This window comes from Caldicellulosiruptor obsidiansis OB47 (assembly GCF_000145215.1).
GTDB classification, from domain to species: domain Bacteria; phylum Bacillota; class Thermoanaerobacteria; order Caldicellulosiruptorales; family Caldicellulosiruptoraceae; genus Caldicellulosiruptor; species Caldicellulosiruptor obsidiansis.
In genome coordinates, this window is record NC_014392.1 from 1 (window position 1) to 18,807 (window position 18,807).

The following is an 18,807-nucleotide window of genomic DNA, read 5'->3' on the forward strand; positions in this document are numbered from 1 at the left end:
ATTATAAAACATATTTTCGGTTGTGAAAAATAGTTTTCCACAGTTGTTGATAACATTGTGGATAATACTTAAAAAGTGCGAATTTTAAACTACATATAAAAAGGGTGAAAATTCACATGGTAGACTATGATGTGAATGAAGTGTGGGAAAAGGTAAAGGAGGCTGTGAAAAAAGAGATAAACCCAAGCCCGACAGACATATCTTACAATACATGGTTTGAATCACTTGTGCCTCTTTGTTTTGATGACAACGACACTTTAATTTTGAAGGCGTTTGCTGATTTCCACAGGGATATAGTTATAAACAGGTACTCAATTGTTATTTTAAATGCTTTAAGACAGCTGTTCTCTCCTCATTTGAGCATAAAAGTTATTCTTCCTGAAGAGGTTGAAAAGTACAAAAAGTTTTTAAAATCCAAGCAAGATGAAAAACTAGAGATAGTAACACAGTTAAATCCCAAATATACTTTTGAGACCTTTGTTGTGGGGAACAACAACAGGCTTGCACACGCTGCAGCCTTGGCTGTTGCAGAAACACCACCAGGCGAGAGAACTTACAATCCGCTTTTTATCTACGGCGGTGTTGGGCTTGGAAAAACTCATCTTATGCACGCAATAGGCCATCACGTTTTGAAACTTTATCCCGGCACAAAGGTAATGTACGTTACATCAGAGATATTCACAAACGAGCTTATAGCCGCAATCAGAGATGAAAAGACAGACGAGTTCAGGCTCAAGTACAGAAACGTTGACGTGCTTTTAATTGACGACATTCAGTTTCTGGGCGGAAAAGAAAGAACACAGGAGGAGTTTTTCCACACATTCAATACGCTATATGAGGCAAACAAGAAGATAATACTTTCGTCAGACAGGCCGCCAAAAGAAATAAACACATTAGAAGACAGGCTTCGCTCTCGCTTTGAATGGGGGCTTATAACAGACATTCAGCCGCCAGACTTTGAGACACGAATTGCAATCTTGAGCAAGAAGTGCCAGCTTGAAGGAACTCCAGTTCCACAGCACATTTTAGAATTTATCGCATCAAAGATTGAAACAAATATTAGAGAGCTTGAAGGAGCTCTAAATAAAATCCTTGCATACTCAAAACTAATGGCACCTGACAAGGAGATAACCTTAGAGCTTGCCGAAAAAGCTTTAAAAGAATTTATAGACACAAACACCAAAAAAGAATTGACAATTGAGGATATACAAGCAGAGGTTGCAAGCTATTTTAATATCCGGCTTGAAGATTTTAAATCGTCAAGAAGGTCAAGAAACGTGGCTTTCCCGCGCCAAATAGCAATGTATTTAGCAAGAGAGCTTACAAATGTATCACTTCCCAAAATAGGCGAGGCGTTTGGCGGAAAAGATCACACAACAGTGCTTCATGCGTGTGAAAAAATCAAAGAACTTATCAACAAAGATACTAACACAAGAAATGCTGTGGAAAACATCAAAAAAAGACTTATCCACAGAGAATAATAATATGTGGATAAGTCTGTGTGAATTTCGATTTTCACATGTGAATTTAGTTGAAAACTCTAAATTTTATCAACAGACATATATACACTCGAAAGTTTAAATTTCACAAGCCTTTGACCGTGTTATCAACTTATCCACAGCTGTTACTATGAATACTACTAAAGAGTTTGCTTGGTGGTATGCTTTCTAAACCCCCACAAGAAAAAAGGAGGTCACAACAGTTGAAAATAACAAGGCAAAAAGGTATAATTTTGACCAGGTGATATTAAATGTTACTAAGTGTACAAAAAGTTAAAGAGATATACGCTATCTGCCGAAGTCTACTTCCTAAACTGGGAAAAGGAAGGGGTTAATAATACCTCTCAAGCTACCTAAGGGAAGGAGAAGGTACAAAAAAGAAGACATAAAAAACTACTTGGCATGACAGAAGAAAAACCAAAACCAACCGTTATTTTGTATGCAAGAGTCTCAACTAAAAAGCAAGAAGAGTACCTTAAAAACCAGCTCAGAAGACTTGAGGAATACACAGAGTCTCAAGGTTGGAAGTACGAGGTTATATCTGAAATAGCCAGCAAAGTAAAATGAAAACAGGAGAGGGCTATTAAAACTTTTGAACAAAATCAAAAGAGGAGAAGTTGCAAAAGTTGTAATAGAATATCCTGACAGACTTGCAAGGTTTGGATTTTAATATCTTAAGTTTTTCATGGAGAGTTTTGGGGTAGAACTTGTAGTGTTAAACGGCAGAGAAAATGAAGAAGATATAAAAGAAGAACTGGCAGAGGACTTAATAGCGGCAGTATACATCTTTTGCAGCAAGGATTTATTGGCAAAGAGGTGCTAATAAAAGACATGGTAACAGTTCAGGCCAAGCTAATCTTTGAGGGCGGCGAAGATAAGCAAAGAGTATTAGACCTTATGAGAAGATGGTCCTCTTGTATGAGGTATGCATACAAGAGGCTACTGGAAGGATATAAAAGGAATGAACTCAAAAGGCAACTGCAGGGAATTTTCAATCTGAATTCCCGATACGTTGATGATGCGATAATGAAAGCAAAGAGTGTTTTAAACTCATGCAAAGAAAGAAGAGAAAGTCCTAAAAAGGTTATTTTTGGTGGCAGGCAGCTTTTTGAAAAACTCCAGAAGAGGCATATAAATGGCGATCAATACAGGAAACTTCAACTTAAGTGGCAGGAGAAGAGGAAAGGGAATCTGTACTCAAGGGGAGACAGGAGTAAGAAGGGGAATCTCAACACAAGGATTGAGATAGATGGTTCCTTAACAAAACTCAGAATTAACGTGGGAGAAAAGGAGTATGTATATGCGACGATACAGCCTGGATGGAAAGTAAAGGGTGGAACGTACAGAGACAGAAATCAACTGCTTCAGGCGATAAGCACTTTGGGAGAACCCTATTCTGTTGAGCTGAAACTCAAAAACAGTGTAGTATATGCCTACTTCACCGTTGAAGAGATTTTTCCAAAGTCTGAGATAACAAAATCAAACGGTGTTATAGGGATAGATACGAACGCATATCCAAAACATATAGCATGGGTAGAAACAGATGAGCAGGGACAGCTTCTAGAATATGGCAGAATACCAATGCCAGAGCTTGAAAGTGGAATCTCAAGCAAGAGGGAGTATTACAGGTGGCAGTATGCACACATGATAGTAGAAATGGCAAAAGATAATCAAAAAGCCATAGTAATTGAGAAGTTGAACATAAAGGACAAAGGGAAAAGAGGAGACTTTTCAGGTAGAAAATCAAGACGGATAAGACACTACTTTGGGTACAGGTTACTTTTGGAGAAGGTAAAACTTTTAGCAAAGCGAGAAGGGATAGAGGTTATAGAGGTAAACCCGGCGTATACTTCTCTGATAGGGATGCTGAAGTATGCACCGCAGTTTATGGTGAGCAAGGACGTGGCAGCTGCATATGTGATAGCCCGAAGAGGGCTTGGTTTGAGAGAAAGGATACCGCACAACTATATGATGTTTCTCAGTAGACTTGATGTAAACGAACTGGAGGAACTGAAGGAGTACGTAAGGAAGGTAGTTAAGAACACATACGTTAGGAAAAAGCAACTCAGAGAGATAGGTAGAGTGATAAAGTTTTTACAAAGCCTTGAGAGTGAGGCAGAGAGGCTATCTGTACCACTGGATGGAACAAGTACAGGTAGTCGTGGCGAAAACCACAATCTCTGGCGAGTTCTCAAGGTAGCGGTGGTAACGCCACTCTCCCCTGACAGAGTCCTGCGTGACATGTCTGTCCTGAAATCACTTTTAGTTTCAGGGCAAGTGGGGAAGACCTATAAAGGCGTAAGTTCCTGTTTCTTGGGACAGGGGCTATGGCTTTCCCAAAAACCGCCTGCTGGGGCTGGGAAAGCTTGAAGGGCGGAATATAAATACCCCAGCCGCCAAACTTGTGCAATTTTGCACAGTTTGGTTGACCAGGGAAAAAGATGAGGTTTGTTGTGGATAAAGATATTTTACAAGACAATATTTCCAAGGTAATATTCTCTGCAGCTTCAACAAAGGTATCGTCAATTTTAGAGTGTGTACTGATTGAAGCTGAAGATAGTATAATATTTACCACAAACGACATGAAAATGCAAATGCAAACAGAGTTTAAAGCAGAGATACTGCAGCGGGGAGCTGCACTGGTTAAAGCAAAGCTGTTTTCTGACATAGTGAAAAAACTTCCCGACGGTGACGTTGAGGTTATAAGAGAAGAAAACGAGGTAAAAATCAGGAGCCAGAAGATAGAGTTCAGGCTCCCAACCCTTGATCCGCTCGACTTTCCAAAGATGGAGAAAAAGCCCTCTGAGAGCTTTTGCGAGTTTGTTGCAAGCGAGTTTGAAGATGCAATTGACAAAGTTATATTTGCAACTTCAAAGGACGAGACAAGACCCACGTTTACAGGTGTGCTCTTTGAGAGGGAAGAAGATGAGTTTGTAAACCTTGTTGGAATGGACGGGCACAGACTTGCTATATGCAAAATAAAACCGGTTGAAGTTGACGGCAACTTTTCAAAGATTGTGCCTGCAGATAACCTTGATGACATTACAAAGATAATAGACATTGAAGAGGCAGAAAAGGTAAGAGTATCATTCTATGAGAACCAGGCAACATTTGAGATAGGCTCAACAACGGTGATAGTTACATTAATTTCTGGCAAGTTTTTTGATTACAAAAGTGCAATTCCAACCGAGTACTCGACAAAGATTTCAATCTCTGCAGACGTTCTGGAAAGCACGCTTGAAAGAGCTTCTATTGTATCAAAAGATGAAAAGACAAACATCCAGGCTGTGATATTTGAAACAAACGGGATGATGTTCACAGTCCGTTCCATGTCTGCAGATGGAAGGTTTGAAGAGGATGTGCTTTGCTCTGTTGAAGGGAAAGACATCAGAATAGGATTCAATGTTAAGTATTTTCTGGATGTTTTGAAAGTGTTGGATGGTGAAATAAACCTGTTTATAACATCACAGACAAGCCCGTCAATTGTGCAAAAGCCAGACGATGAGAACTACATCTACCTTGTGCTTCCTATAAAGATGCCAGAATAAACCTTTTTTAGAGGTTATGAAATATGATAATAAAAAGCATTTATATTGAAAATTTTAGAAGTTATCATCAGAGCTTTTTTGAGTTCAAAGATAAAATAAACTTAATTGTCGGAAATAACGCCTCAGGAAAGACTTCTCTTCTTGAGGCTCTATATTTTTGTATGTGTGGAAAATCTTTTAAAAGTCGAGATGTTGATCTGATAAACTTTGATTCGCAGTATTTCAAGCTTGAGATGGTAGCCGAGGTCAGCGGTGTTGAATACGCGGTGGGTTGCTATGTAGACAGGATGCTCGAAAAGGGAATAATGATAAATGACAAAAAAGTTAACAGGCTTTCAGAGCTTATAACTCTTTTCAAATTTGTTTTTTTTGAGCCGGACACAACTGAGCTGGTAAAACGTCAGCCAAAATTAAGACGCCGCTTTTTAGATATGGAAGTTGCAAAGCTTTACCCTTACATGACAAAGGTGTATCAAGAGTACCAAAAAGCACTTCTTTCACGAAACGCATTTTTGAAAAGTTATGATAAAAAGGATATAATAGATGTGTACGATGTTCAGCTTAGCCACCTTGGATTTTTGATTCTGTCAAAAAGGCAAGAGGTTATAAAAAAGCTGTCAGGCGAGGCACAAAGAATTTTTGGTCATGTGTTTGAAAATAAATCTTTGCTTGAACTTGAATATTTGCCATCAATTGCAGCGTCAAGTGAGGAAGAGTATTACACAGAGCTAAAAAGATGTTTAATTAAGGATTTAAACTTCGGGTATACAACAAGAGGTGTTCACAGAGATGACTTTGAGATTCTAATAGATGGAAAGCCTGCTTTAGATTTTGCGTCGGAAGGACAGATAAAACTTGCAGCTGTATCGGTTGTGCTTGCAAGTGCTGCGCTGTACGAAAAACCTGTCTTGATTTTAGACGATGTATTTTCTGAGTTAGATTGCCAGAAGAGAAAAAATCTTGTAATGTTTTTAAGTCAGTACCAGTCGTTTGTGACATCTGCAGAGGACTTGAGAAGCTTGCAAAGTGAATCAATTTTTGACAGCTGCAGTACACATATAATTTTGCTTGAAAGAAATATTTAAAAAACAATTTACAGGGATGTGTAAAGAATATGTTTGCTCACATTGGCGAGGATTATGTCATCAACAGCTCAGAGCTTCTTGTTATATTGAACTGGGATTCGTTTATTCTTTCAGAAGACAACCGCAAGATCCTTGAAAATCTAAAACTTCAGGACAGGATTTTCGTGATAAACGACGAAATAAAAAAATCGATAATAATCCTTGAGATTGACGGCAGAATGTACGGAATAATATCTCCTGTGTCGCCAGGCACCATCGCAAAAAGGCTTTTGAACTTTAACCTCTACATTGACAACTATTTGGACCAAGATTAATTTCAAAAAATTTAAATTGGCAGGTGAAAAAAGTTGGATAGAATGAATCCAGGTGAAAAACAAGAATACTCAGCAAGTGAGATACAGGTTTTAGAAGGGCTTGAAGCGGTAAGAAAACGTCCCGGAATGTATATAGGTTCAACATCCCAGAGAGGTCTTCATCACTTGGTCTATGAGATTGTTGACAATGCAATTGACGAGGCAATGGCAGGGTATTGTAAGAACATTGAAGTTATTATTCACAAAGACAACTCTGTTACTGTCATTGACGATGGAAGAGGAATTCCTGTTGACATTCATCCAAAGCTTCAAAAAAGCGGTGTTGAAGTTGTATTCACAGTTCTTCATGCAGGTGGTAAGTTCAACGAAAGAGTTTATAAGGTCTCCGGAGGTCTTCACGGTGTTGGTGCTTCTGTTGTGAATGCTTTATCTTGCTACTTGGAAGTTGAGGTTTATAGAGATGGCAAAGTATATTATCAGAGATATGAAAAAGGAAAGCCTGTCTGCGAGCTAAAAGTAATTGGTACAACTGATAAGACAGGTACAAAGGTTACATTTTTGCCTGATGATGAGATTTTTGAAACAATTGAGTTTGACGGCGACGTGATTTTACAGAGGCTTCGTGAACTTGCGTTTTTGAACAAGGGTATTAGGATTGTGTTTTTAGATGAGAGAGAAAAAAATCCAAAGCCTGTTGAGTTAAAATATGATGGTGGTATTGCTGAGTTTGTAAAGTTTTTGAACAGAAACAAGGAAGTTTTGCACCAAGAGCCAATTTATATTGAAGGTGAGAAAAACGACATCCTCATTGAGGTTGCAGTGCAGTACACAGACGATTTTGGAGAGAACATATATTCATTTGCAAACAACATTGCCACAATTGACGGTGGAACTCATCTTATAGGTTTTAAGACTGCTGTTACAAAGGCTGTAAACGAGTATGCAAAGAAATATAACTTTATAAAAGGGGATACCCAGCTTCTTGGCGAGGACATAAGAGATGGTATGACAGCAATTGTTTCTGTCAAGATTCATGAACCGCAGTTTGAAGGACAGACCAAAACAAAGCTTGGTAACAGCGAAGCACGCTGGGCAGTTGAAAATCTTGTGTCTGAAAAACTTGCTACTTTTCTAGAAGAAAATCCTGATGTTTCAAAGAAGATTATAGACAAGGCAATTTTAGCTGCAAAAGCGCGAGAAGAGGCAAAAAAGGCAAGAGAGCTTGTGATAAAGAGAAAGTCTGCTTTGGATAGTTCAAACTTGCCTGGCAAGCTTGCGGACTGTTCGGAAAAAGACCCTGCAAAGTGCGAGATATTCATAGTTGAAGGTGATTCTGCTGGTGGTTCTGCGAAACAAGGGCGTGACAGGCGATATCAGGCAATCTTGCCTCTTTGGGGTAAGATGCTAAACGTCGAAAAGGCAAGCCAGGACAAGATTTATTCAAACGACAAGCTTCTTCCTTTAATACAGGCACTTGGTGTTGGTATAGGAAATGACATAGACCTCAAAAAACTCAGATACCACAAGGTAATTATAATGGCAGACGCTGATGTTGATGGTTCTCACATAAGAACTCTTCTTCTTACTTTCTTCTACAGATACATGAGACCGCTTATAGAAAACGGCCACATTTACATTGCACAGCCACCGCTTTACAAGATAACAAAGGGTAAGCAAGTAAGATATGCATACAATGAAAAGGAGCTACAGAAAATATTGCAGGAAATGAAGGATGCACAGGTTCAGCGCTTCAAAGGTCTTGGTGAGATGAACGCACAGGAGCTGTGGGAGACCACAATGGACCCTGCAAGAAGAATTCTTCTTAGAGTTGAGCTTGAAGATGCTGTCATGGCAGAAGAGATTTTCACAATATTGATGGGTGACAAGGTAGAACCAAGAAGAGAGTTTATAGAAAAGAATGCTAAGTATGTAAGAAACCTGGATATATAAAAAGAGGTGTTTCAAAGTGGAAGTTGCGAAAAAAATTTATGAAGAAGTTATAAAACTGCCTGAAGAGACTCAGAGAGAAGTTTTAGATTTTATTGAATTTAAAAAAATGAAATGGAAAAAAATATAGAAGAAATAATTGATAAAGTTATTGAAGAAAATTACGAGATATTAAAGGAGTTAGCTGATAAATGATAATGTTGAGTATTGAGGATGTATTGTTGATTGCTAAAAAATTAATAGAAAGATTTGGAGGTACTTTTGGGATAAGAAATAAAGGTTTGCTTGAGAGCTCATTGAACAATGCATTTCAAACATTTGATGGAGAGGAGCTATATAAAACTGATGTAGAAAAAATTGCAGTTATATCTTACTCGATAATAAGGAATCACCCCATGATAGATGGTAATAAAAGATTAGGTATTAGTGTTTTACTGATATTATGTAAACTCAACAATATTATCTTAGAATATACAAGAGAAGAGGCAGTGGATTTAGCTGTAAGGATTGCAGAAGGTAGTATTGATATTGAAGATGTTGTTGAATGGATAAAAAAGCATGAGAAAAAGTGAACACTATAAAGGGAGGAAAAATTAAAGCATGGAAGAGCTCGATTTTAGGATAATTCCTGTTGAGATACAGGAAGAGATGAAAAAAAGTTATATAGACTATGCAATGAGCGTAATTGTATCCCGTGCACTGCCAGATGTTCGCGATGGGCTAAAGCCTGTTCACAGAAGAATCCTTTATGCAATGAACGAGATAGGTCTTACTCCTGACAAGCCATACAGAAAGTCTGCAACAGTTGTAGGGCATGTTCTTGCCAAATATCATCCGCACGGCGATGCTGCTGTGTACGAAAGCCTTGTTCGAATGGCACAGGACTTTTCCATGCGCCATCCTCTTGTTGACGGGCATGGAAACTTTGGCTCTGTTGATGGAGATCCGCCTGCTGCTATGCGTTACACTGAAGCGCGTATGAGCAAGATTGCGGTTGAAATGCTTCGAGATATTGAAAAAGAAACAGTTGATTTTATGCCAAACTTTGATGAGTCTGCAAAAGAACCAAAGGTTTTGCCATCACGATTTCCAAACCTTTTAGTAAATGGCAGTCAGGGAATTGCGGTTGGTATGGCAACAAACATACCTCCTCACAACCTTGCAGAGGTAATTGATGCAATTGTATATATTCTTGACAATGAAAATGCAACTCTTGATGACATAATGAAGATAATAAAAGGGCCTGATTTTCCAACCGGCGGGTATATAATCGGCAAAAAAGGTATAAGGGATGCATATGCAACTGGAAAAGGAAAAATCATTGTCCGGGCAAAAACCTCAATTGAACAGACATCAAAGGGAAGACAGAGAATAATTATAACAGAACTTCCTTATATGGTAAATAAAGCACGATTAATTGAAAAGATTGCCGAGCTTGTCCATGAAAAGAAGATAGACGGGATTTCGGATATAAGAGATGAGTCTGACAAAGAGGGTCTGAGGATTGTAATTGAAATCAAAAAGGATGCAGATGCAAATGTTGTTTTAAAACAGCTTTACAAAAACACCCAGCTTCAGGACAGCTTTGGCATAATCATGCTTGCGCTTGTTGACAACCAGCCAAAAGTTTTAACTCTTATGGACATGTTAAACCTATACATTGAACATCAAAAAGAGATAATTGTCAGAAGAACAAGGTATGACCTTAAAAAAGCAGAAGAGAGAGCTCACATTTTAGAAGGGCTCAAAAAGGCTCTTGATCACATAGATGAGATAATATCAATTATAAGGTCGTCAAAGACAGTAAGCGAAGCAAAAGACAGGTTGATTCAAAGGTTTAAGTTTACAGATGTTCAGGCTCAAGCAATACTTGATATGAGGCTGCAAAGACTCACAGGTTTGGAAAGACAAAAGATAGAAGAAGAGCTTGCAGAGCTTATAAAGATGATAGAGTATTACAAAAACGTGCTTGCAAGTGAGGCAATGGTAAAAGAAATAATAAAAAAGGAGATTTTGGAGATTAAAGAAAAGTACAAAGATGAAAGAAGAACAAAGATAATTCAAGATGAACATGAAGATTTTGAAGAAGAAGAGCTAATTCAGGAGCAGGAAACTGTAGTAACACTTACACATTTTGGATATATAAAACGTCTTCCACTTGACACATATAAGAGCCAAAAACGGGGTGGAAGAGGAATTACGGGAATATCAACAAGGGAAGATGATTTTGTTGAAGATGTATTTGTTACAACAACACACCACTACATTCTCTTTTTCACAGACAAAGGCAGAGTTTTCCGCTTAAGAGCGTATGAAGTACCAGAAGGTTCGCGTCAGGCAAAAGGTACTGCAATTGTCAATTTGATTCAAATTAGCAAGGATGAAAAGATTACTGCTACAATGGCTGTAAAAGACTTTAAAGAAGGCTATCTTATGATGTGTACGAAAAATGGTACTATAAAGAAGGTACTCTTGAGCGAGTTTGAAAATACAACCAAGGCAGGTAAAAAAGCTATAACTCTTGCAGATGATGATAGTCTTGTGGATGTAAAACTAACATCAGGCAACGATGAGGTTGTACTTGTATCGGGCAATGGATACTGTGTTGTATTTAACGAAAATGATGTCAGAGTAATGGGGAGATTGGCTCAAGGTGTAAAGGGAATGACATTAGAAGAAGGTGATTTTATCGTTGGAATGGAAAAAGCAAGTGATGGAAAGTATCTTCTTTGCGTTACAGAAAACGGATTTGGCAAAAGAAGCGAGATTGAAGAGTACAGAAAAACAAAACGTGGTGCAAAAGGAGTTTTAACTTACAAGGTAACAGACAAGACAGGCAAAATTGTTGACATAAAAATGGTAAACGATGAGGATGAGATTATGATATGCTCAACAGAAGGAATATTTATAAGACTTGAGATGTCTCAAGTTCCTGTTCAGGGGAGAAATACCCAGGGTGTAAAACTTATGAGAATAGACGGTGAGGATATAAGAGTATCATCAATTGCAAGGATAAAGGCTGAGGAGTAAAGATTTAAAAGGGGCTTTCTGCTAATAGATGTCAGGAAGCCTCTTTTAATTTAAACTTTGTACAGTAACATTTTTAACATTTGCAGCGTTAAAAATTGTAGAAAAATATCTAAACGGGAGGAGTAGAAATGATGAAAAAACTCAGACTCATAGTATTTTTTATGATTTTGTCAATTTTAATAATGTCAGTTTCATTTGCTGGTGATATCAAAAGCAGTATAGCTGGTAAAGATTATGGAAATGGTGTTGTGGATAAACCAAACAGTGAAGTGACGTATCAGATAAAAGATGGTTATATTTATATTTACTGGGGGCAAAAGCCTACTGGAGGATATTTAATTAAAATAAATGAAGTTAAGTATACAAATGGAACACTTTATGTTTATTTTTACACAAAATCACCAGCACCAACTGATATTGTAACTCAGGTTATCACATATCCGAGCGATAAGGTAAAACTTCCAACTACAGAAGAGATAAAAGAAGTAAAGCTTATAAATATTACAAATGATATGGTAGCTGAAAACGGACTTGCAAAAAGATATTTTCCGCTCACAAAAGGCAGTTACTGGATTTACAATTTTAAGATAAAGGAAAAAGATTCAAAAGGTAATATTGTTGAAAAAAGCAAAAAGGTTAAGATGCAGATATTGAATGAGTACAAATCAAAAGATTATGTTTTATATGAACTTAAAGGGGATATCATAAACGTTGCACCCGAAAAACGTTTTGGTTTTATATCAGTTTCTGATAATATTTATATGGTAGATGAGAATGTTTTAAATGATATTATAAAAAACATTAAAAGCTTTGACAGCTTTGAAAAACTAATAAAAAAATTTGAAGAAGATTCGATCAGGATTATATTTAAATTTCCTCTTTTAAGCGGCAAAAAGTATCCAGCTTACAGTTATATAAAAAGAGAAGATGTTTTGTATTCATGGGTTGTGGCAAAGGAAAAAGATATTATTCTGAAGGGAAAAAAATATAACCAGTTTAAAATTGAATACAAATCTTTACCGGAAAGAATTTCAATAGGCTTTGTTTATGGGATAGGGATAACTTACGTTGAGTATCACCACAACGGTTCAACTTGTGATGCATATGCAAGTTTGGTAGATTTTAAGGTAAAATGATGCTAGAAAGTTTCACGTAAATTTTTCAGGACAGCAGCTACAAAAATATTTTTGACAGTAAAGCCTTGTTTTTTGGTATAATAATTATATAAAGAATTGCTTTTAAGAAGTGGTAGAAGATGATAATAAATTCTCTAAATACTTATTCAGGACTGAATATAGATTACAGAATATACAGCGAGTCAGAAAAAGCTGATGGGAAAAATTTAGCTATTTTCAATCTTTCCAAAAAAGATACTGAAAAAAATAGTATAGCAGAACAACAAAAAGAGTTCAATGACCCGAAGATAAGGTTTTTAAAGAGAATTGGTATTTTGGAATGTAAAACGTGTAAAAACAGAAAGTATCAGGATGTATCAAACGACCCAGGTGTATCTTTCAAGACTCCTTCGCATATATCTCCGGAGTTTTCAGCAAGTGTTGTTTTGGCACATGAAAGAGAACATGTAGCAAGAGAAATGCAAAATTCAAAAGAAAAAGGCAAAGAAGTTGTATCTTCAAGCATTTCGCTAACATTGAGTGTTTGCCCGGAGTGTGGAAGAGTTTATGTCTCTGGTGGAAAAACAAAGGTTGTAACAAAAAGTGCACCTAAGGATCCTTTTATAGAAAATTATAATAGAAATATAATAGAAAATTTTGGACTTTTTGTAGATGCTGTAGTTTAGGTATTGTAAAAAGGTAAAAGGGGCTGTACAATTATTTTTCAGTAAAGCCCCTTTTTGTGCAGTTTTATGTCTTACAGGATATTTTAGATTGCAACATCAATATGCTGCAAAATTCCCGGCTTTCCATTTTCAAATAGAAAAAGTCCTGTTTTTTGAACAGTTCCAAAAGTTTTGTTGTTTTTTGAATTTTGCAGGTTATACTGGCTGTTTGTATTTCCAAGGAAAATTGCACCTATACCAAGTTCTTTTATTTTCAGGATTTTGTCTTCTGATTCGGTTTTTATCCATACAAGGAGATTTGAAAATACTTCATCGTTTTCATCAATCCATCCGTTTTTGTCCGAATCATATTGTGATAGTTCTAAAAAGCCGTCGTTCGATGTTGGTCCAAAAAGTTCAGAACCGTTATCAATTTTTCCATTTTGATTTTTATCCAGAGCCAAAAATCCATTTCGGTTTGAAAGAAGTGGAATTATTTCAAGCTCTGAATCAATGTCAATGTCAAACTCAAATGTTTTTGGTATAAAAGAAGGTAAATTCCCGTCAAAGTTTATAACAAGCGGATCAACATTTTTTGGCATTCCAAATCTGATGTCAATATCGAACCTTTCAACAAAAGATTGTGAAAAGTTCAAATTCAAATCTATACTGATTTCTCTTGCATCCTGTGTTTTAACAATAGCCTTTGCTGAAAAACTAAAATCTGTTTTGAGTTCTCTTGAATAGCTTGCAGAAAGTCTGAAACCAGAAGGAGCTATCTGGTTTTGAGTCTGTATCTGTATATTTTCCTTTCCATCTTGCTGGTCTGTTTTCAACTTTTCTAATAATTTGAATTTTATTTTTTTGCCTGTGATTTTACTCAAGAGCTTTTCAATTAAAAGAATTTTAAGTTTATCCTCTGGCGAAATTTCAATTTCGTCTTTTATATCCTGAGAGTTTTGATTATTCTCACAGGAAATCTTTTGTGTATTTTTAGCTTTATCTGAAATTTCAACCGAATAAGCAGAAGTTTTGATATTGTGCCACACCTCAAACTCAACTTTGCTTTCAGTCTTTTCTATCCTTTGTACTTCAGAAGACAGTTTTACATAGCTTTGTTCAATTCTCATACCATTTCACCGTTTTTTAGAATTTATATTCTAATTATCGAAAAGTTATATGAAAAATTTAATTTTTTAACGTACAGATACAACATTCAGAATTTATACAATCAATACAATACAGTATTAATTTCAAAATTAAAATATTTACAAAATAAATTGTTTTAAAAGTTTATCATTAGGGTAATAAATATGTGGAAAAAAAATATCAAAAGGAGAGATTGAGATGGAGATTACAAACAGGATTCCACTTCTTGGAGAAAAATTTCCGAGCATGACAGTAAAAACAACACATGGAATGATAAAACTTCCAGATGATTATGCAGGTAAATGGTTTGTGTTATTTTCACATCCCGGTGATTTTACACCTGTTTGCACAACTGAGTTTGTTGCGTTTGCAAAAAAAGCAGATGAGTTTAAAAAATTAAATGCTGAGCTTATTGGGCTTTCGGTTGACCAGGTTTTTGCTCACATAAAGTGGATTGAGTGGATTGAAGAAAAGCTTGGAGTAAAAATTCCTTTCCCTGTTATTGCGGATGAACTTGGCACAGTTGCAAAGACTCTTGGAATGATTCATGAGGCAAAAGGATCAAATACTGTCAGAGCTGTCTTTATTGTGGATGATAAAGGAATTTTAAGGCTTATGATGTATTATCCTCAAGAGGTTGGAAGAAGTATAGATGAGATACTTCGAGCATTGAAAGCTTTGCAGGTTTCCACACAAAACGGTGTTGCACTTCCTGAAAACTGGCCAAACAATAGTTTAATTGGCGACAAGGTAATAATTCCACCTGCTGCAACAGAGGATTTGGCAAAAGAAAGGCTTCAAAAAGCCAAAGATGGCGAGATTGAGTGTTTTGACTGGTGGTTTTGTTATAAGAAACTGTGAAGAGGAAAAACACAATTTGGAAGACCGCTTTTAGATATGAGTGGTCTTCTTTTTTACAAATTCAAATCCCGTTGATATTCATTCCTTTTTAGTTTAAATTTCAAAATACCTAAATTGCTTATAAAAATTACATTACTTTTCCTTAAATTGGTCAATGAAATAAGTAGAGTGTTTTAAAACTACATGTAATTAAATTAAATGGCAATAAAAAAATAAAAGTTTTGTGTTCATTGTAAAATTAAATGCAACAGGGTAAGAAAAAATTGAAGCCATAGTTTCAAACTGTGTATAATATTAGTTGAAAAGATAAACCAATACAAATGAGGATTGAAGTTATAGCCTATGATAATCATACCACAAAGAGAAGAAGATTTAAACATTTAAGTGAAGCAGAAAGAGGAATTATAGAAAAGCTATTAGAATTAGAGTATGGCATAAGAGAAATAGCAAGGGAGTTAGGCAGAAGTGCAAGTACAATCTCGCGTGAAGTAAAGCGGGGAACAGCCACTTAAATGAGAGCTGACCGAGAGATAAATTCAATAGAGTGTTCAGAAGAACATACAACACAAAATAATATCTCTGACTTTCCTGAAGGGAAACTGGTATATATTGGCAGCTAATATCATACACAGTTGATACTATAATCAATTTGCAATTTCCAGTTCATTTTAAAAAAGTATTGCATTTAATATTGCAATTAAGATATAAATTAATTAGTAATAAAATAAAAAGAAAAACAACCCTAAGGAGTGTTGTTTATGCCTTTACCGAAAAAAGAAGAGTTTTATACTTATGAAGATTATTTAAACTGGCCAAATGATCAGAGAATAGAATTAATTGATGGTAAAATTTATTTAATGGCTCCTCCATCGACAATTCATCAAAGAATATTAAGAGAAATATTTATAAACTTTGCTATGTATCTTAAAGGCAAGCAATGCGAAGTATTTAGTGCACCTTTTGGAGTAAGATTCCCTTCTGCAAATGAGAAAAGTAATAAAGAAATAAAAACTGTTGTAGAACCTGATATTGTAGTGGTGTGCGATAAATCAAAAATAGACAATGAAGGATGCAAAGGAGCTCCTGATTTAATCGTTGAAATTACATCACCTTCAACTGCAAGCAAAGATAAAATAGAGAAATTTAATTTATATGAAAAATATGGGGTGAAAGAATATTGGATAGTGGAACCTGAAAGTAGAATTATAAGTGTATTTACTTTACAGGAAAATGGTCGATATGGTAGACCTGATGTGTACACTGTAGGTAATAGAATCAAAGTTTCTATCTTTGAAGATTTAGTAATAGATTTAAGAGAGATATTTGAGGGTGCTGATAAAAATCTCTAATTTTGGTGCAAAACTAAAAAGTTTATTTCTGTTGATTTTTAGAAAATTAATGTTATAATAAATGCATAACAACATATATAAAATTGGAGATGATTTCTTGAAAAAGATAAATAAATTTTTAAGTATTGGGCTAATTATTATTGCACTTATGTTATTATTAAAACATTTTTCTGTCCAATTGCCAGATTTTTTTGAAGAATTATGTTATGGAATTGGTGTTGGGTTAGAATTATTTGGTATTTATCTCATGTTCGGTGACACTTCTAAATTTAGAAATTACAAAATAAGGCTTGTTAAAAAGTAATTTACATTGGCAAAAAGCCTGTGAGAAATCATGGGCTTTTTTGTTTTTTCACAAATATTTTTGACTGTTGTTCATTTAGATACAGAAGAGTAAAAGACCATCGAAGCTAAAGTCCAAAAACATTTTGACAACCAAATACTCTTAAATATAAAGCAAACTTTCTGATGATGACGTTAAAAAAACATTGAGCAAATTGCCATAAAACGGCAGAAAAACTAAGGAGGCAAGGCTATTTTCCTTGCCCTCTTAAAACAAGTCCAACCTTTTTTGAATTTTTGTCAATCACAACATATCCAAATTTGGGGAATATAAGTGAAGATTTATACATAAAATAACCTCCAGAATTTAAATCAGAATCAGGTTGATATCTATATCTATAGGTTTCAGTATCAACAAACATGTATTGGGAGTTCTTTGCTGAAAATTTCAAAACAAAAGAGCCTTTTGTATCTATAAGTCCTACATAATCCTTTGTAGAAGCAGTAGCTAACTTAGCAAAAAATGAACCTGCAAGAGTAAATTGAGGTTTTATGACAAGCTTTCCAGAAGAATTTATATATCCCCACAAGCCTGACTTATTTACCGCTGCATATCCTTCAGAAAAATTTTCTGCTATGTCAAACTGGGGTTTTATGAGTATTTTAAAGTTTTTATCCATAAATCCCCACTTTCCATTTTGTTCAAAAGCTATAAATCCTTCACTGAGTTCTTTTATATCATCAAATTGGGGTTTAACCACATAATTGCCGTTTATATCAACAATTCCCCACTTTTTATTTTTACAAACTGCCATTAATTTATTCACTTCTACGTATTTCACATTTTCGTACGCTTCTTTACTTTTCGTTCTTGTAAGACCTTTGTTAGTATACTTTTCAAACACAAGGTAGTATTTGTTATTTACAATTTCGTATAAAATATAACTTGATGATGTTTTTTCTATTTCATTTTTGGTTGAAGGTGGTGCAGATTTTGATTCATTTGCTAACATATCCTGCAGAGCTTCTGTGAACTTGCTGTCTGATAAAGCTTCTTCAAAAGAATTGTACTTCAAATCCACAAATACATTTCCATTTGTATCGACAGCTCCGCACTTTCCATCTTTTGAAACAAGAATGTATTCTAAATAAGAGTTTGGCCAAATTCCATCTTTCAAATCAAGAGCATAAAGACAAAACTCTTTATTGTTTTCATTTGGCAAGGTACACTTTATATGGGGATTAGAGTATTTTGCATTTGGGTTGTATGAGAGCACAACAACAAAGTATATTTTGTCAAACTGAGGTGCGATATAGGCTTTTTTGTCCAGATTTAAAAAACCGTATTTGTCATCTTTTTTGCAAACATATAAACTTAGCCAAGGGTTTAAAACTTCAAAAGAGTCTAACTCAGGTTTTGGGAGAATTTTAAGATTTGAATCCACAAATCCTGCTTTTCCATTTTGCCATACAATAAAAATGTCTTTGTAAAACTTATCCTTAATCCCCATTATTGAAGGTCCATCGTAAACTATAGGCTCTATTCTATCAAACTGAGGCTTTAAAAGAACATTGCCAGATGAGCTTAGGATTCCCCATTTTCCTCCTTGAAGATAAGAAATCCAGCCGTTTGGCCAGAACAAAACATTTTCAAACTGCGGCTTTATATACACAAACTTTTGAGAAGAGGCTTGCTGAGAGTATGCCAAGGTCAATGTGCCAATGACCCAAACAACTGCCAGCAGGAAACAAACTAACCTTTTAATTCTTTTCACCAAAATCTCCCCCATTTTACAATTTTTCTTTGCAAACTTTTCACAGCCAATATTCAAATTCAGTCATGCCACAGATATTAAAGCAAAAAAAATGGCTTCAAGGATATTATAAGCAATTTTTCAAATAGGTGCAAGCAAGAAATAATGTACACAGTTAATTTTTAACATGAGATTTAGTACAATTAAAT

Annotated in this window: 16 protein-coding genes and 2 pseudogenes; 16 read left to right on the forward strand and 2 right to left on the reverse strand. The window is 35.5% G+C overall.

Going from position 1 to position 18,807, the window contains the following annotated elements:
• The first annotated feature begins 116 nt into the window (after positions 1-116).
• The 12 genes and pseudogenes from dnaA to COB47_RS00055 all read left to right on the forward strand — a co-directional run bounded on the left by dnaA (position 117) and on the right by COB47_RS00055 (position 13,224).
• On the forward strand, positions 117-1,481 hold the full coding sequence (gene dnaA, locus COB47_RS00005; RefSeq protein ID WP_013289389.1) for a chromosomal replication initiator protein DnaA: 1,365 nt from the start codon (positions 117-119) through the stop codon (positions 1,479-1,481).
• Positions 1,482-1,750: 269 nt separating this feature from the next.
• Positions 1,751-2,362: pseudogene (locus COB47_RS00010) on the forward strand (IS607 family transposase).
• The gene (locus COB47_RS00015) at positions 2,331-3,869 is read left to right on the forward strand and encodes an IS200/IS605 family accessory protein TnpB-related protein (protein ID WP_013289390.1); all 1,539 of its coding nucleotides are present in this window, start codon (positions 2,331-2,333) and stop codon (positions 3,867-3,869) included. Before COB47_RS00010 ends, COB47_RS00015 begins: the two are co-directional and overlap by 32 nt.
• Before the next feature lie 71 nt (positions 3,870-3,940).
• Positions 3,941-5,047, forward strand: a complete 1,107-nt coding sequence (gene dnaN, locus COB47_RS00020; RefSeq protein WP_013289391.1) for a DNA polymerase III subunit beta — start codon at positions 3,941-3,943, stop codon at positions 5,045-5,047.
• A gap of 23 nt (positions 5,048-5,070) precedes the next feature.
• Positions 5,071-6,132 carry a DNA replication/repair protein RecF gene (recF, locus tag COB47_RS00025; RefSeq protein WP_013289392.1) on the forward strand — a complete coding sequence of 354 codons (1,062 nt, stop codon included), beginning with the start codon at positions 5,071-5,073 and terminating at the stop codon, positions 6,130-6,132.
• 29 nt (positions 6,133-6,161) lie between these two features.
• Complete coding sequence (locus COB47_RS00030) at positions 6,162-6,446, forward strand: extracellular matrix/biofilm biosynthesis regulator RemA family protein (RefSeq protein ID WP_013289393.1); 285 nt, start codon at positions 6,162-6,164, stop codon at positions 6,444-6,446.
• Between the two features lie 42 nt (positions 6,447-6,488).
• Positions 6,489-8,396: a DNA topoisomerase (ATP-hydrolyzing) subunit B gene (gene gyrB / locus COB47_RS00035; RefSeq protein ID WP_041742603.1), complete on the forward strand. Its 1,908-nt coding sequence runs from the start codon at positions 6,489-6,491 to the stop codon at positions 8,394-8,396.
• 16 nt (positions 8,397-8,412) lie between these two features.
• Positions 8,413-8,523 (forward strand): DUF2281 domain-containing protein, encoded by a 111-nt coding sequence (locus COB47_RS12250; protein ID WP_013289395.1) that lies wholly within the window; start codon positions 8,413-8,415, stop codon positions 8,521-8,523.
• 61 nt (positions 8,524-8,584) lie between these two features.
• Positions 8,585-8,965, forward strand: coding sequence for a type II toxin-antitoxin system death-on-curing family toxin (locus COB47_RS00040; RefSeq protein WP_013289396.1), 381 nt, complete (start codon positions 8,585-8,587; stop codon positions 8,963-8,965).
• A gap of 28 nt (positions 8,966-8,993) precedes the next feature.
• Entirely contained in the window at positions 8,994-11,423 is a 2,430-nt protein-coding gene (gyrA, locus tag COB47_RS00045) for a DNA gyrase subunit A (RefSeq protein ID WP_013289397.1), read from the forward strand.
• A 131-nt stretch (positions 11,424-11,554) separates the two neighbouring features.
• Complete coding sequence (locus COB47_RS00050) at positions 11,555-12,559, forward strand: protease complex subunit PrcB family protein (RefSeq protein WP_013289398.1); 1,005 nt, start codon at positions 11,555-11,557, stop codon at positions 12,557-12,559.
• A gap of 119 nt (positions 12,560-12,678) precedes the next feature.
• On the forward strand, positions 12,679-13,224 hold the full coding sequence (locus tag COB47_RS00055; RefSeq protein WP_013289399.1) for a hypothetical protein: 546 nt from the start codon (positions 12,679-12,681) through the stop codon (positions 13,222-13,224).
• Between the two features lie 83 nt (positions 13,225-13,307).
• Here COB47_RS00055 and COB47_RS00060 read toward each other — a convergent pair whose 3' ends face one another.
• Positions 13,308-14,333 carry a hypothetical protein gene (locus tag COB47_RS00060; protein WP_013289400.1) on the reverse strand — a complete coding sequence of 342 codons (1,026 nt, stop codon included), beginning with the start codon at positions 14,331-14,333 and terminating at the stop codon, positions 13,308-13,310.
• 217 nt (positions 14,334-14,550) lie between these two features.
• Between COB47_RS00060 and COB47_RS00065 the strand changes: the two genes are divergently transcribed.
• The 4 genes and pseudogenes from COB47_RS00065 (at position 14,551) to COB47_RS12255 (ending at position 16,866) form a co-directional block, all read left to right on the forward strand.
• Positions 14,551-15,213, forward strand: a complete 663-nt coding sequence (locus COB47_RS00065; RefSeq protein ID WP_013289401.1) for a peroxiredoxin — start codon at positions 14,551-14,553, stop codon at positions 15,211-15,213.
• Between the two features lie 320 nt (positions 15,214-15,533).
• Positions 15,534-15,716, forward strand: a pseudogene (locus COB47_RS00070) (helix-turn-helix domain-containing protein); the annotation flags it as partial.
• 255 nt (positions 15,717-15,971) lie between these two features.
• Positions 15,972-16,562 carry a Uma2 family endonuclease gene (locus COB47_RS00075; protein ID WP_013289404.1) on the forward strand — a complete coding sequence of 197 codons (591 nt, stop codon included), beginning with the start codon at positions 15,972-15,974 and terminating at the stop codon, positions 16,560-16,562.
• 97 nt (positions 16,563-16,659) lie between these two features.
• Positions 16,660-16,866 (forward strand): hypothetical protein, encoded by a 207-nt coding sequence (locus COB47_RS12255; RefSeq protein WP_013289405.1) that lies wholly within the window; start codon positions 16,660-16,662, stop codon positions 16,864-16,866.
• Positions 16,867-17,095: 229 nt separating this feature from the next.
• Here the strand turns inward: COB47_RS12255 and COB47_RS00085 are convergent, their stop codons facing one another.
• Positions 17,096-18,619, reverse strand: coding sequence for a WG repeat-containing protein (locus COB47_RS00085; RefSeq protein WP_013289406.1), 1,524 nt, complete (start codon positions 18,617-18,619; stop codon positions 17,096-17,098).
• Positions 18,620-18,807 lie beyond the last annotated feature (188 nt).